Origin of the sequence: Streptomyces sp. NPDC002476, assembly GCF_042889785.1 — a bacterium.
Taxonomy (GTDB): domain Bacteria; phylum Actinomycetota; class Actinomycetes; order Streptomycetales; family Streptomycetaceae; genus Streptomyces.
Genome location: NZ_JBIARH010000029.1, coordinates 18667 through 32909, shown reverse-complemented (window position 1 = coordinate 32909; position 14243 = coordinate 18667). Strand labels below are relative to the sequence as shown.

At 73.4% G+C, this 14243-nt stretch carries 11 protein-coding genes; 5 read left to right on the top strand and 6 right to left on the bottom strand.

All coding sequences use genetic code 11. The features are described 5' to 3' along the window. Positions 1 to 20: 20 nt before the first annotated feature. From ACFYXM_RS27105 to ACFYXM_RS27090, 4 genes are all read right to left on the bottom strand, one after another. Positions 21 to 500: an NUDIX domain-containing protein gene (locus ACFYXM_RS27105; RefSeq protein ID WP_389293136.1), complete on the bottom strand. Its 480-nt coding sequence runs from the start codon at positions 498 to 500 to the stop codon at positions 21 to 23. Positions 501 to 878: 378 nt separating this feature from the next. Then, complete coding sequence (gene lnt / locus ACFYXM_RS27100) at positions 879 to 2492, bottom strand: apolipoprotein N-acyltransferase (protein ID WP_389293135.1); 1614 nt, start codon at positions 2490 to 2492, stop codon at positions 879 to 881. Between the two features lie 94 nt (positions 2493 to 2586). After that, positions 2587 to 3150 carry a hypothetical protein gene (locus tag ACFYXM_RS27095; protein WP_389293133.1) on the bottom strand — a complete coding sequence of 188 codons (564 nt, stop codon included), beginning with the start codon at positions 3148 to 3150 and terminating at the stop codon, positions 2587 to 2589. Between the two features lie 60 nt (positions 3151 to 3210). Beyond that, a complete protein-coding gene (locus tag ACFYXM_RS27090) occupies positions 3211 to 3996 on the bottom strand; it encodes a glutamate racemase (RefSeq protein ID WP_389293132.1) in 786 nt (261 codons plus the stop codon). Between the two features lie 58 nt (positions 3997 to 4054). Here ACFYXM_RS27090 and ACFYXM_RS27085 point away from each other — a divergent pair, with 58 nt between their 5' ends. Next, positions 4055 to 5227, top strand: coding sequence for a glycosyltransferase (locus tag ACFYXM_RS27085; RefSeq protein WP_389293131.1), 1173 nt, complete (start codon positions 4055 to 4057; stop codon positions 5225 to 5227). A 52-nt stretch (positions 5228 to 5279) separates the two neighbouring features. On the opposite strand, the gene ACFYXM_RS27080 is transcribed toward ACFYXM_RS27085, so the two are convergent. Beyond that, on the bottom strand, positions 5280 to 6593 hold the full coding sequence (locus ACFYXM_RS27080; protein ID WP_389293129.1) for a TerD family protein: 1314 nt from the start codon (positions 6591 to 6593) through the stop codon (positions 5280 to 5282). A 291-nt stretch (positions 6594 to 6884) separates the two neighbouring features. Here ACFYXM_RS27080 and ACFYXM_RS27075 point away from each other — a divergent pair, with 291 nt between their 5' ends. The 3 genes from ACFYXM_RS27075 (at position 6885) to ACFYXM_RS27065 (ending at position 10834) form a co-directional block, all read left to right on the top strand. Further along, positions 6885 to 7358: a DUF6643 family protein gene (locus ACFYXM_RS27075; protein ID WP_389293127.1), complete on the top strand. Its 474-nt coding sequence runs from the start codon at positions 6885 to 6887 to the stop codon at positions 7356 to 7358. Between the two features lie 276 nt (positions 7359 to 7634). Continuing rightward, complete coding sequence (locus tag ACFYXM_RS27070) at positions 7635 to 8243, top strand: hypothetical protein (RefSeq protein WP_389293125.1); 609 nt, start codon at positions 7635 to 7637, stop codon at positions 8241 to 8243. Positions 8244 to 8395: 152 nt separating this feature from the next. Further along, positions 8396 to 10834, top strand: a complete 2439-nt coding sequence (locus ACFYXM_RS27065; RefSeq protein ID WP_389293123.1) for a right-handed parallel beta-helix repeat-containing protein — start codon at positions 8396 to 8398, stop codon at positions 10832 to 10834. On the opposite strand, the gene ACFYXM_RS27060 is transcribed toward ACFYXM_RS27065, so the two are convergent. Next, positions 10804 to 13197: a hypothetical protein gene (locus tag ACFYXM_RS27060; protein WP_389293122.1), complete on the bottom strand. Its 2394-nt coding sequence runs from the start codon at positions 13195 to 13197 to the stop codon at positions 10804 to 10806. The two genes, ACFYXM_RS27065 and ACFYXM_RS27060, sit on opposite strands and share 31 nt — an antisense overlap. Positions 13198 to 13380: 183 nt before the next feature. Between ACFYXM_RS27060 and ACFYXM_RS27055 the strand changes: the two genes are divergently transcribed. Continuing rightward, the gene (locus ACFYXM_RS27055) at positions 13381 to 14214 is read left to right on the top strand and encodes a DeoR/GlpR family DNA-binding transcription regulator (RefSeq protein WP_389293121.1); all 834 of its coding nucleotides are present in this window, start codon (positions 13381 to 13383) and stop codon (positions 14212 to 14214) included. The last annotated feature ends 29 nt before the right edge of the window (positions 14215 to 14243 follow it).

Genomic DNA, 14243 nt, shown 5'->3' with positions numbered 1-14243 from the left:
GCCCCGGCGGGGTGCCGTGGTCAGGGCCGGGCGGTGGGCTCGAACCAGGTGGGTTCGTCGGTCAGCGCCTGCTTGATCCTGAGCCGCGAGAACTCGTTCAGCGGCGGCAGCGCGTCCACCGGGTACCAGCCCACCTCCAGCGACTCGTCGTCGTTCACCCGTGCCTCGCCGCCCGTCGCCCGGCAGCGGAACGTGACGTCGAGGTACTGGCAGCGGTCCCCGTTGGCGTACTCGACCGGTTCGAGGGCCTGCGTGAGCACCACCCGCTCCGCCACGCAGTGCACGGCGGTCTCCTCGTACACCTCGCGCTCGGCCGTCGCCGCGGGCTGCTCGCCCGGCTCGCAGATGCCCCCGATCAGCGCCCACCGGCCGGTGTCCGAGCGCCGCCCGAGCAGCACTCTGCCCTCGTCGTCGAGGACCACGGCGGTCACCCCCGGCAGCAGGAGCAACTGGTGGCCCGCGGTGGCGCGGATCCGGCGGATGAAGTCAGGTGTACCCATGGCTCGACCCTAAGGGCTGTCCCGTGATCCGTGGTGGACCAGCGCGCGGCGTCGGATGTGGTGCATCGCAAGGCGGAGGAACATTCGCATACGTGTGGACGTATGCGGACGTTCCGACAACGCGACGAGGTGCCGCAGCTGTCGCCGCGCGCCCGCCAGGGATTACGGGACAGCCCTTACGGCCTCACCCGCGATGGAGAGCGGGCTCCCGACACCCTGCAACTCCGCCTCCCGCGTCGTCGTCGGTCACCGACGCCCCTTCCCCGAGCTCTCAACTGCTTTCGAGCAGGACAGACCCCATCCGCCTCCCTCCTCCGCCTTGGATGCGAAGCCGCACGACGCCGCTCGCCGATCCACTCCCTCTCGCGGGTGAGGCCGTTAGACGGTGTCGCGTCCCGCCCGGCGGAGCCGTACCGCACGGACGGCGGTCAGGCCGAGCCCCGCCGCGGCGATCAGCGCGAGCACTGCCTCCGGAAGTACGCCCAGGCGGGTGGCGGGCGTCTGCGAGGACCGCAGCGGCACCTCGTCGACGAGCGCGGCCGGGGTGAACAGCTTCGTCTGCTGGACGACGGTGCCGTCGGGCCGGATGATCGCGCTGACCCCGCTGGTGACGGGGACGACGACGGACCTGCTGTGCTCGACCGCCCGGACCCGGGACATGGCGAGCTGCTGGTAGGTCATCTCGCTGCGCCCGAAGGTGGCGTTGTTGCTGGGGACGGCGATCATCCGGGCGCCGTGGTCGACGGTGTCCCGCACCGCGTCGTCGAACGCGGCCTCGTAGCAGGTCACCAGCCCGACGGGGGTGCCGGACAGGTCGAAGACGCCGACCTTGCTCCCGGGGCCGAAGTCCCGCCGCACCCGGTCCACGTCGGAGCTGAAGAGGCGGGCGACGGAGCGCATCGGGATGTACTCGCCGAACGGCTGGATGTGGCGCTTGTCGTAGGTGGCGACGGGCCCCTTCCCCGGCTCCCACTGGATGAGGGTGTTGCGCAGTTTGCCCGTGTCGGGTGCGAGCACCGCACCGATCACGGTGGGCGCGCCGATCGCTTTCACCGCGTTGTCGATGACGAACCGGGCGTCCGCATTGAGGTACGGGTCGAGGTCGGAGGAGTTCTCCGGCCACAGCACGAAGTCGGGCCGGGGCGCCTTGCCCGCCTTCACGTCCCGGGCGAGCTGTTCGGTGCGGCGGGCGTGGTTGTCGAGGACGGCGCGGCGCTGGGCGTTGAAGTCGAGTCCGAGCCGGGGCACATTGCCCTGGATGGCGGCGACGGTGGCGGTGCCGTCCTCGGCCGAGTCGTCCACCAGCGGCCACGCGGCGAACGCGGCGGCGACGGGGGCGAGGACGCAGGCCGCCGTGGCGGCGACGGCGCCCCGGGGGACCTCGCGCGTCTTCCGGTACGCGAGGAAGCCCCGCAGCGCCTCGTGGAGGCCGAAGCCGCACAGCACCACGGCGAAGGACAGCAGCGGCGTGCCGCCCACCGCCGCGAGCGGCAGGAACACGCTGTCCGCCTGCCCGAAGGCGATCTTCCCCCAGGGGAAGCCGCCGAACGGCACCCGGGCCCGGATCCCCTCGTCAAGGGCCCAGACCGCGGCCGCCCACAGCGGCCAACACGCGAGACGGGACACGGCGGAGATCCCGGCGCAGCCCACGGCGATGAACAGCGCCTCGGCCGCGGCGAGCGCCAGCCACGGCACCGGGCCCACCTCCTCGCCCGTCCAGTGCAGCAACGGCAGCATGAACCCCAGCCCGGCGAGCAGACCGAGGCCGAACCCGGCGCGCGGCCGGCGCCCGTGGAGCACCCAGCCGAGCAGCGCGAAGCCCAGCAGGACCAGCCACCACAGGGGCCGCGGCGGGAAGCTCAGGTACAGCAGTACGCCCGAGACGACGGCCGCTGCGGACCGTACGAGGCCGGGGATCAGCCGTCCGCGCGGGGACGCGGGGGCGGGTGCGGGCTGCTGCGGGTCGTCGACCGACGTGATGGTGGCGCTCACCCGGCGGAGTCTACGGTCATCGGCTGTGCGCCCGTCAGTCCCGTCCGGCCGGCACCGGTTCCGGGGCGTCGTCTCCCGCGCCCCGCGCCCCGGGTCAGCCTCCGGTCGCCGCGCCCGTCCTCGGCAGGTGCAGGCGTTCGCGGATGAACCGCACGCCCGCCTCCGCGTCGTCGACGGTGATGGTGAACGTCCGGCCGTCGCCGAGCCGGAGCACCAGGCCCTCGCCCCTGCGGACCACCACGGCGGTGCCCTGCTCGGGGCGCCAGCGATAGCCCCAGCCGCCCCACTGCCGGGGGGTGACCCGGGGCGCGAACTCCGCGCCCACCACATGGGTCAGCAGGATCCGGCGGCGCGGCAGGCCCATGTGGCCGCAGCGCACCTCCAGGGCGTCGCCGTCGACCCTGACGGCCACGTTCACGAAGGCGAGGGTGCCGAAGAGCATGAGTAGTCCGACGGCCACGCAGCCGATCACGGACATCAGCAGCGGGGCGCGCCCGGTGGCCCAGTCGGAGGTGACGGCCAGCTGGACGCCGAGCGCCAGGCATGCGGCGCCCGCGGCGGCCAGCACCCACTGGACCCGGTTGGTGGCCCGGCCGACCCAGACGTCGGAGTCGGGCTCGGCCCCGGCGTTCCTCGGTTCTCGGGGGTGGTCCCTCATGTCAAGCAGCGTACTCAGGGGACCGCACGCCGGGGACGCCTCCGCTGGCCCGGATCCGGGTCAGCGGGCGGGGGTGACGGCCCCCAGCAGCCGCCCCTCGGCGTAGGCCAGAGCGGCCCGCGGCAGGTCGCCGGGGTGTCCTCCGAGGAGGACGGTGAGACCGCCGGCCGGTTGGGCCGACGGAGCGGGTGCGACCCCGATACGGCGCAGTGCCTGGGCGGCGACGGCACCGGCGGACCCGTGCAGCGCGACGGGGGGCAGGCCGCGCTCCCGCAGGGCGGCGCGGATGCGTTCGGCGACCAGTTCGTAGTGGGTGCAGCCGAGGACCACGGCGCGGGCGTCGCGCGGGGTGAGCGCGGCGGCCGCGGCGACGGCACGGTCGACGGCCGCCTCGTCCGCGTGTTCCACGGCATCGGCGAGCCCGGGGCACGGGATCTCGGTGACGTCGACGCGGTCCGCGAATTCCCGGATGAGTTCGCGCTGGTAGGAGCTGCCTGTGGTGGCGGGGGTGGCCCAGATCGCGACGGGGCCGCCGCTCGCGGCGGACGGCTTGATGGCGGGGACGGTGCCGATGACCGGCAGCCCGGGCTCCATCTCGGTGCGCAGGGCCGGCAGGGCGTGCACGGAGGCCGTGTTGCAGGCGACGATCAACGCGTCCGGCCGCTGGGCGGCGGCGGCGCGTGCCACGTCCAGCGCACGGGCGGTGAGGTCCTCGGGCGTACGCGGGCCCCAGGGCATGCCGCCGGGGTCGCAGGAGAGCACGAGATCGGCGTCGGGTCTCAGTCTGCGTACCGCCCCGGCTGCCGCGAGGAGGCCGATTCCCGAGTCCATGAGCGCGATCTTCACCCGGTCACCATAGTCGACCGCCCTTGCGATTCCTCCGCAGTGGGGCAGACTGCGGCGAATGAGTGCCGTTGCCTGGATCGCCATGGGTTCGCTGGCCGCGTGGGTGTGGTTGCTGCTGGGACAAGGGTTCTTCTGGCGCACCGATCAGCGGATGCCGGTCCGCCGGGCCCCGGAGCGCTGGCCGTCGGTGGCGATCGTCGTGCCCGCACGTGACGAAGCAGACATGTTACCCGTGAGTCTGCCGTCGTTGCTGACACAGGACTATCCGGGTGTCGCGGAGGTCTTCGTCGTCGACGACTGCAGCGAGGACGGGACCGGCGATGTCGCCCGCGCACTGTCCGTGCGGTACGGGGGGCTGCCGGTGACGGTGGCGTCGCCCGGCGAGCCGGAGCCGGGCTGGACCGGGAAGCTCTGGGCGGTGCGGCACGGGATGGCGCTGGCCCGGGCCCGGCGGCCGGAGTACCTGCTGCTGACGGACGCCGACATCGCGCACGAGCCGGACAGCCTGCGGGAGCTGGTCTCCGCCGCCGTGTCGGGCGGCTTCGACCTGGTCTCGCAGATGGCCCGGCTGCGGGTGTCGAGCGTCTGGGAGCGCCTGGTCGTGCCCGCCTTCGTGTACTTCTTCTCGCAGCTCTACCCGTTCCGGTGGGTGAACCGGGCGGGGGCGCGCACCGCGGCGGCGGCGGGCGGGTGCGTGCTGCTGCGGACCCGGGCCGCGGACCGGGCCCGGGTGCCGGAGTCGATCCGGCAGGCGGTGATCGACGACGTGTCGCTGGCGCGGGCGGTGCGGCGCGGCGGCGGGCGGATCTGGCTGGGGCTCGCCGAGCGGGTGGACAGCGTGCGTCCGTACCCGCGGCTGGTCGATCTGTGGCGGATGGTGTCGCGGAGCGCGTACACCCAGCTGCGGCACAGTCCGGCGCTGCTCCTGGGGACGGTGCTGGGGCTGGCGCTGGTGTACCTGGCGCCGCCGGTCGCGCTCGTCGCCGGGCTGCTGGGCGGCGACCCGGTGGCGGCGTGGGCGGGCGGCGCGGCGTGGGCGGTGATGGCGGGGACGTATCTGCCGATGCTGCGCTATTACCGGCAGTCGCCGTGGTCCGCACCGCTGCTGCCGTTCACCGCCCTGCTGTACCTGCTGATGACGGTCGACTCGGCGGTACGGCACCACCGGGGGCGGGGCGCGGCCTGGAAGGGGCGTACGTACGCCCGTCCCGAGGCCGCGCCGGACCGGTGAGCGGAGCCGGTCATGGGCCGATGGCGTCGGTCCCGTCCGGACGTCCGGGAGGTCATTTGCGGCCGGGCGTCCAGTTCATTCCCCACCCGTAGGCGTAGTCGACGGTGCGCTGCGGGCTGACTCCGCGCTGGGGCACGAGGTACCGGGCCTCGCGCTGCACGGTGAGGTCTCCCCCGTTGTTGGTGAGGAGGGCGAGGGCGCAGACGGTGGACGGGACGGTGCATTCGTCGAGGGAGAAGTCGATCGGGGCACCGTGCTGGGGCTGGAGGGTGACGGTCGCGTGGAGGTCGGCGAAGCTCCGGGCGCCCTCGTAGATGGTGACGAAGATCAGGACGCGGCGGAACCTGTCCTTCTGGTCGAGGTTGACGGTGAGGTTCTCGCCGGTGGCGACGGCGCCGGTGCGGTCGTCGCCGTCGAGGTGGATGTACGGGGGCTGCCGAAGCGCTCCGAACGCGTTCCCGAGCGCCTGCACGACTCCTTTGCGGCCGTCGGTGAGTTCGTACAGGGCGCACAGGTCGAGATCGAGATCCGCGTGGTGGGCGACCGCTCTGCCGAGTTTGCGTCCCCAGCCCGTGAACTGTTTGCGGACTTCCCAGTTGAGATTGACGCGGAGGAGTCCGGAAGTTCCGCCCTGTTTGGCGAGAGAGACCGACGGCGCCTGTTTGGTGAGTGCGACCTTCGTCAGCCGGACGGGGGCGGGAGCGGAAGGGGCCGGAGGCGTTGCCTGCGGGGCCGGGGGAACCGGCGGGATCGGGGGCACTCGGTCCACCCGCGTTGTATGTTGGGGTTGTTGAGGCGATTGGGGTTGGGGATACGCCTGGGGACGTTGGGGTTCATCGACGGAAATTCCGAAGTCCGTCGCCAGGCCCTGCAGACCGGTGGCGTAGCCCTGGCCGACCGCGCGGAATTTCCAGTTGCCCTGACGCCGGTACAGTTCGCCGAGGATGAACGCGGTCTCGACGGTGGCGTCCGTGCTGTCGAATCGGGCGATCTCCGATCCATCCGCCGCGTCCGTGATCCGTACGTACAGCCCCGTCACCCGGCCGAAGGTGCCGCCGTCGGCGGAGGCCGCCAGGACCACCCGCTCGATGGCCGGCTCGACGCGCGCCAGGTCGACGGCGAGGTTGTCCGTCGCCCCGTCACCGGTGGCCCTCCGGCCCTCGTGGCGTACGGCACCGGAGGCGTGGGCGGGCTGGTTGTAAAAGACGAAGTCGGCGTCGTCGCGCACCTTTCCCGATACGAGCAGGAGCGCCGATCCGTCCACGTCCGGCGTCCCTGGAGAGGCGCGCCATCCCAATTCGACCCGTACGGATCGGGCCGGCACCGGAACATTGGCGCCTTTTAGCATGGTCATGATCGCCCCCATCGCGAGTCCGGCTGACCGAAGGCCATTCTCCGCCAACCTAATGCCGCGTCGGCCACGGATCGCACATCGGTGCGCGAGGAGTGCCGGAGATCGGCGTTCATGCCCGGGAAGACGTCCGGCGATCAGCCGTTCACACACCAGAAACTGACGTCTTTACACGATCCCAACACACTTTGGTGCCCATTTTTCCCAAGTTCGCTCGAATTGGGGAACGAGGTTCCCCCACACCACGCAAAACAACCCTCTTGTCGGACTCCCCAACCACCTCGCCGTGGGCTTAACTTAGGTGGCATGACGTCCCCCCGCTCCACCTACGGCAGCGGCTACTACGCTGCGTCGTCGTTCCCCGACACTCCGATCTACGACTCCCTGGTCGCGGAGCGGGGTACCCCTCAGATCGCTCCGATCCGAGTGCCTGCCGCCTATGACACCGGCAGCAGCAATCTGCCGGCCCTCCCGGCGGCGCTGCCCGCTCTCCCGGCGGCACCCTCCCAGCCCGCGCCGCCGTACGGCTACCAGCAGCCGCCCCAGCAGGGGTACGCGCCGATGCAGCCCCCGCAGCTGCAGAACGCCCCGGCGCCGTACATCCCGCAGCAGCCGGGCGCGGCCCGCGGCGGGTACCCGGCGCCCTATCCGCCGCAGCAGCAGCGGCCCGCGCCCGCCACCGGGTACGAGGCGATGCGCCCGGCGTCACCGCGCCCCGCCGCGGCGCCCTCCCCGCACGAGGACCCGTACAACCGCCCCCATCCGGGCCGGGGGTACTGAGTCCGACCCGTATTGAGCGGGAGTCGCGCAAGGTCGCACCGAGGTCGTCGTCGAGCCATGGGGACTCGCCGACGGCCTCGTCGTTCCCGGGGCGGGCGGATCTCGTCGACGGCCCGCCCGACCGCACCCGACGTGCCGCCGCACCCGCTCCCCGGGAACCCGCGCGCACGGTCGGCGCGTTGACCGCGCGGAGGGTGACGTCGCTCTCCCTCACCGCTTCGGAACGCGAGGCGTGCCACATCGGGCCGCGACGGACACGGAAGGGGGTACGGAACCGTGCGAGCGGCCGCGGGAGTGTGGCGGTGGCGGCGCAATCCCCTGTGCCGCGCCACGGACCGGCGCGAGGCGTGGGTGGCCCTGGTCGCCCTGCTCCTCATGACGCTGTTGGCACCGGCCCTGGGCGGGGTGTGCGGGGTGCTCACGGACGAGAGCCTGCAGCGCTCGGCGCGCGCCGAACGGGCGGAGCGACGCGCCACGACGGCGGTCGTGCTCGGTCCGGCGTCTGCGTCGTCCCGCTTCGCCGCCGATCCCGAGGGGGCGTCGGAACGCACCGCGCGGACGCCGGTGGTGGTGCGCTGGCGGGCCCCCGACGGCACGGAACGACGCGGCACGGTGGCCGCGCCGCCCGGGAGGACCGCCCCCGGGACCGGGGTGAGGATCTGGACGGACCGTGCGGGCCGCGTCGTGGCGCGCCCCATGGACGTACCGACGGCCCGTGCGCACGCGGTGCTGGCCGGTCTCGGGGCGGCGATGCTCGCCGCCGGTCTGATCGAGTGCGTCCGTCGCCTGATCGTCCGGCACATGGTCCGCGCACGGCACGCCCTCATCGACCGCGCCTGGGCCGGGGCCGGTCCCGACTGGGGCAGGACCGGGACCGGCACCTGACCGGCGGGCCGCTCGGGTCAACTCCCGCCCGCCGCGCGCGCTACGGTGGACCGGCCCGCCCGCTTCCTCTGCGGGCGGACCCGTGGGCGCCGCTGCCCGAAGGCCGGTGACACGGGCATCACACACGCACGAGGTGGGGGCACAGCAGCGCCATGGCACAGGGCACGGTCCAGGTGACACACACCGGCACATCGCGGTGGCGGCGCCGCACAGGCGAATACCCCACCCTCACCGCGGCCCTGGAGGCCGCCGCGGACGGTGACGTCCTCACCGTCGCACCGGGCACCTACCGGGAGAACCTGGTCCTGCACCGCGCGGTGACGCTGCGCGGGCCCGAGGGCTCGGTCGGCTCGGTGCGGATCGCACCGGCCGACGGCGTCCCGCTGACGGTCCGCGCCTCCGCCGTCGTCACCGACGTGCACGTGGAGGGCCAGGACTCGACGGCCCCGGCACTGCTCGTCGAGGACGGGGCACCGGAACTCGCGGACCTGCGGATCGTCACGCGTTCGGCCGCCGGGATCGAGGTGCGCGGCGCGGGCCGGCCGACGGTGCGCCGCTGCACGGTCGACAACCCCGCGGGGGCCGGCATCGCCGTGCTGGACGGCGCGGGCGGGGTGTTCGAGCAGTGCGAGGTCGTCTCGGCCGGACAGTCCGGCGTCTCGGTGCGCGACGGCGCGCACCCGCGGCTGGAGCGCTGCCGGGTCCATCACGCCTCGGGCTCGGGACTGAGCGTCACCGGCGAGGGCAGCGGCCTGGAGGCCGTCGGCTGCGAGGTGTACGAGATCAAGGGCGGCGGAATACAGGTGTCGGCCCGTGCCACGGCCCATCTCACCGACTGCACGGTGCATCGCACCTCGGCGGACGGGGTCACGCTCGACACCGACGCCGTACTGACCCTGGCCGACTGCGACATCCACGACATCCCGGAGAACGCGGTGGATCTGAGGTCCCGTTCGGTCCTCACCCTCACCCGTTCGACCGTGCGCCGGTTCGGCCGCAACGGGCTCTCGGTCTGGGATCCGGGCACCCGTGTCGACGCCAACCAGTGCGAGATCCACGACAGCACGGGCGACTATCCCGCGGTCTGGGTCAGCGACGGGGCAACGGTGATACTGGACTCCTGCCGGGTCCACGACGTACCGGACGCCCTGTTCGTACTCGACCGCGGATCGCGCGCCGACGTCGTCGACAGCGACCTCTCCCAGATCCGCAACACCGCCGTTTCCGTGAGCGACGGGGCGACGGCCCAGCTCGACGACTGCCGCGTCCGCGAGGCGTCCACCGGCGCCTGGTTCCGCGACCACGGCAGCGGCGGCACGCTGAACAACTGCACCATCGACACGGTCCAGACCGGGGTGATCGTCACCAAGGGCGCCGACCCGGCGATCGAGCGGTGCACGGTCACCTCGCCCGCCGAGGCCGGTTTCTACGTCTCCGCCGAGGGCCGCGGCACCTTCCACGACTGCCGGGTCACCGGCAGCGAGGGCTATGGCTTCCATGTGATGGACGGCTGCCGCACGACGCTGACCCGGTGCCGCACCGAGCGGTGCGCCCGCGGCGGTTACGAGTTCGCCGAGGGCGGTGCCCACGGCGACGGCCAGGGGTCGGGGCCCGTCGTGGAGGACTGCACCAGCGACGAGAGCGCGCTGCGCTCCCCCGCCCCCGCGGCACCTGCCGTGCTGACCGCCACCCAGCCGGCCTCCCCCGGGCTGCTCGGGGCGGTCCCCGGTCCGCGTGCCGCGGATCCCGCGCCGGCCGAGGCGCCGCCCACCCGCCCGGTGCGCGACGCGGACGCCGTCCTCGGCGAACTGGACGCCCTGGTGGGTCTGGACAGCGTCAAGCAGGAGGTGCGCGCGCTCACCGACATGATCGAGGTCGGCCGTCGGCGCCGGGAGGCCGGTCTCAAGGCGGCGTCGGTGCGGCGCCACCTCGTCTTCACCGGCTCCCCCGGCACCGGCAAGACCACCGTGGCCCGGCTGTACGGCGAGATCCTCGCCTCGCTCGGGGTGCTGGAACAGGGACATCTGGTCGAGGTGTCCCGCGTCGATCTGGTCGGCGAGCACATCGGGTCGACCGCCATCCGTACCCAGGAGGCGTTCGACCGGGCTCGCGGCGGGGTGCTGTTCATCGACGAGGCGTACGCCCTGTCACCGGAGGACTCCGGCCGCGACTTCGGCCGGGAGGCGATCGACACGCTCGTGAAGCTGATGGAGGACCAGCGGGAAGCGGTGGTCGTGATCGTCGCCGGGTACACCCACGAGATGGAGCGGTTCCTGACCGTCAACCCCGGTGTGGCGTCGCGCTTCTCACGAACCATCACCTTCGGCGACTACGAGCCCGCCGAACTGCTCCGGATCGTCGAGCAGCAGGCCGAGGAGCACGAGTACAGCCTGGCCCCCGGGACCGGTGAGGCACTGCTGAAGTACTTCACCGAACTGCCCAAGGGCCCGGCGTTCGGCAACGGCCGCACCGCGCGGGGAACGTTCGAGTCGATGGTCGAGCGGCACGCGGGCCGGGTCGCCCAGCTCTCCGCGCCGAGCACGGACGACCTCAGCCTGCTCTACCCGGAGGATCTCCCGGAACTTCCCTGAGAACGCGGGGACTTCGAGGGCCCTTCCGCTGCCGCCTGACGGGGCAGGAGGGGGCCGAGGCGGTCGAGCAGCGCGGTCCGCTCCCCGGCGAAGGCCGGGTCGGCCTGGTAGTCGAAGTGCCCCAGGACGGGCTCGGGCAGTGGGTGTTCGGGCGTGCGCCCGTAGACCAGGGGGTCCTTCAGCGGCCCCCGGTCCACCGCGGGCCCCGGCGCCTCGTCGAGCCCGACCCTGCCGCCGATCGGGTCGGTGGCCCGCCAGAGGTTGCGCCAGCAGTTCACGGTGCGGTGCAGGCCGTGCAGCGGTCCGGGGCCGAAGTAGGCCGGGAACCAGCGCCCGTACAGGCGCTCGATCGGAGAGCCGTAGGTGAGCAGGGCGACCCGGCTGCGCGTCCGCGCGGGCAGTTGCCAGACCGCCGACGCGGCGAGGACGCTGCCCTGGGAATGGCCGGAGATGACGAGTCGGCCACCGGTGAGCCCGGTCCAGCCGGACATCCGCGACACCAGGTCCGGGACGGCGCGCTCGGCGTAGCAGGGCGGCGCGAAGGGGTGCGCGGCGCGCGGCCAGAAGGTCCCGACGTCCCAGAGAATGCCGATCGTGCGCCGCGCTGAGGCATCTCGGTAGGCCCGCCGCCCCCAGGTGACGAACAGTATGAACCCGAATCCGATGAGCCAGGAGCCGGTGGACTGGGCCGCCTCGGCCACTCCTTCGACGAACGGCCCGCTCCCCTTCAGCGCGACCCCGGGAACCTCTCCGCCGGCCCAGGCGCCCCAGACCGCCGCCGCGCCCAGCAGCAGCGTGGCGCCCGCGACCGGACCGACGATCGCAGGGGCGGAGTCGGTGAGGGACGCCGCGGCCCGGATCCGGGCGATCTGCCGCGTCCGGGCGGGGTCCGGCCGCTCCTTGCCGTACTCCCGGTCGATCACCGGTTCCAGGGCGCGCGCGGTGAGCCAGGTGCGGACCAGGAGCAGGAGGCCGGGGACGACCAGCAGCGCCAGCAGGACCGGGATGACCGCGGCCTGCCAGCTCAGCAGCACCGGCGGCCCCTCGATGACGGCACCGGCCGTGCCGGGGGTGCCGGAGCCGTCGAGCCAGTCGGCGACGCGCTGGGCGACCCCGCCGGTCATGACGCCGCCGAGCGCGCAGGCGAGCATGGCCACCACCGGCCCGCCCAGTCCGTGCAGGACGGTGCGGGGTTCGGGTGTCCTGCGGTGGAGGCCGAGGGCCACCCCGGCGAGCAGGAGCACGAGCAGCACCTGGACGAGGGTGATGACGCCGAAGGCGAGGTGGCCGGGCAGGGCGCCGGTGGAGACCCAGCCGGGGCGCGACCAGGCGGCGTACCCCCCGGCGAGGACGAGCAGGGCCAGGGCGGCACCCGGCAGACAGGTGACGAGAGCGCGGTCGAGCCGGTTGTCCAGGCGGCGTTCGCTGCGCCCGCGGCGGCAGACGACCCAGAGCACGACCAGGGCGCCCGTCACCAGGGCCGCCTCGATCAGGCGGCCGAAGACGCCGGGAACGGGGCCGGGCGCGGCATGGTCGTGGCGGGCGGCGGCGCCCGCCACGAACGCCGCGACGGTGAGGAAGCCCGCGGCGGTGTGGGCGGCGCGCAGCCGGGCGACGAGCCTGCGGCCGTACCAGAAGCCCGGCCTGCTGAGGGCGGGGCGGGCCTGTGCCACGGGCTCGGGGGCGCCCTCGCCGTCGCCGGCCCCGTCCTCGGCGTCGCCGCCCGGTCCGGAGCCGGTGAGCGGGCGCTGCGACTCGTACGCGCTCCACGTCCGGTTGGACAGGAACCACAGCAGTCCCACCAGGGCGGTGGGCACCAGCGCGGCGAGGGCCAGCCGCCGCCCCGGCTGGGACCACCAGCCGCCCTGCGCCGACGACAGGAAGCCGAGCCAGGAGCGCCGGTCCGAGCAGTCCGGGTCGCCCGCGCACTGCCAGGCCGTCAGATCCAGGGCGACCTCGCACACGGCCGCGGTCAGCAGGATCGTGAGGCTGAGCGCGACGAGTCGGACGAGAAGGCCGTACAGGCGCACCGCGCGGGTACGGGCGCGGGCTGTGGGGCGCATCCAGTGGGCGAGGTTGACGACCATGAACGGGAGCAGCAGCAGCCACAGCGCCCGGGAGCCGTTGCCGGAGGTGAGGTTGGACCAGCAGTATGCCTCTTCGATGGGCCGGTCGCGGTACCGCTCCGGGTGCTGTTCGGCGTCGGTGTCCCCGGGACGCCGGTAGACCGCCGCGGTCGCGTCGCCGGTGATCCGGACCACGCGGGGGTCGTCGAGCATCTCCTGGGGGGTGGCGCCGCCCACGCCATGGACCAGCAGCTCCAGCGCTGGCCCCGGCGACGGGGCCTGGGTGGCAGGTGGCACTGAGGTGACTCGCTCTCTCGCTCGTGGGGGGAGTCCCGATGGACAGTCACCAGGATCGTGGCGCAACGGCGGTATCCACGCCGCTCTCACGGAATCTCCCCACCGCGTCGGCCGGCGACACCGCGTGGCAGGATGATCCCGTTTCCAGAGGACTGGCGGTCGGCGGGAAGGAACGGACCGGCGTTGAGCGAGAATCAGAACCTGCTCGCGGAGCAGCGGCGTGCCCTGATCCTCGACGAGGTGCGCAGGCGGGGCGGGGTCCGGGTGAACGAGCTGACCCGCAGACTGAACGTCTCGGACATGACCGTGCGCCGGGATCTGGACGCACTGGCCCGCCGGGGTGTGATCGAGAAGGTGCACGGCGGCGCCGTTCCGGTGGTCGAGGCCAGTACGCACGAGCCCGGTTTCGAGGCCAAGTCGGTCCTGGAGCCGACCGCCAAGGAGGACATCGCGCGGGTGGCGGCAACGATGGTGGTGCCGGGCAGCGCCGTCGCGCTCTCCGGCGGCACGACGACGTACGCGCTCGCCCGGCGGCTGGTGGACGTACCGGATCTGACGGTGGTGACCAACTCGGTGCGGGTGGCGGACGTGTTCCACTCCGCGCAGCGTGCCGACGCGGCGGGCGGGGCGCGCCCCGGGGCCGCCACGGTGGTGCTCACGGGCGGGGTGCGGACCCCGTCCGACTCTCTGGTCGGTCCGGTCGCCGATCAGGCGATCGCCTCGCTCCACTTCGACGTGCTGTTCCTCGGGGTGCACGGGATCTCGGTGGAGGCCGGTCTCTCGACGCCGAATCTGGCGGAGGCCGAGACCAACCGCCGTTTCGTCCAGTCCGCGCGGCGGGTGGTGGTGGTCGCGGACCACACCAAGTGGGGCACGGTGGGCCTGAGTTCGTTCGCCGCACTGGACCAGGTGGACACGTTCGTGACGGACGCGGGGCTGTCGACGGCGGCCCGCGAGGAGATCGCGGAGCATCTGCCGGGCCTGCTGGTGGCGGAGCCGGCCCCGGACGACGCCTGAGGTCCCGCTGCCGCTCCGGCGGCCACCCG

Coding starts and splice junctions, on each gene's coding strand:
- ACFYXM_RS27065 (WP_389293123.1), top strand. CDS start 8,396: ATGGCACAGGGCACGGTCCAGGTGACACACACCGGCACATCGCGGTGG.
- ACFYXM_RS27085 (WP_389293131.1), top strand. CDS start 4,055: ATGAGTGCCGTTGCCTGGATCGCCATGGGTTCGCTGGCCGCGTGGGTG.
- ACFYXM_RS27080 (WP_389293129.1), bottom strand. CDS start 6,593: ATGGGGGCGATCATGACCATGCTAAAAGGCGCCAATGTTCCGGTGCCG.
- ACFYXM_RS27075 (WP_389293127.1), top strand. CDS start 6,885: ATGACGTCCCCCCGCTCCACCTACGGCAGCGGCTACTACGCTGCGTCG.
- ACFYXM_RS27095 (WP_389293133.1), bottom strand. CDS start 3,150: ATGAGGGACCACCCCCGAGAACCGAGGAACGCCGGGGCCGAGCCCGAC.
- ACFYXM_RS27105 (WP_389293136.1), bottom strand. CDS start 500: ATGGGTACACCTGACTTCATCCGCCGGATCCGCGCCACCGCGGGCCAC.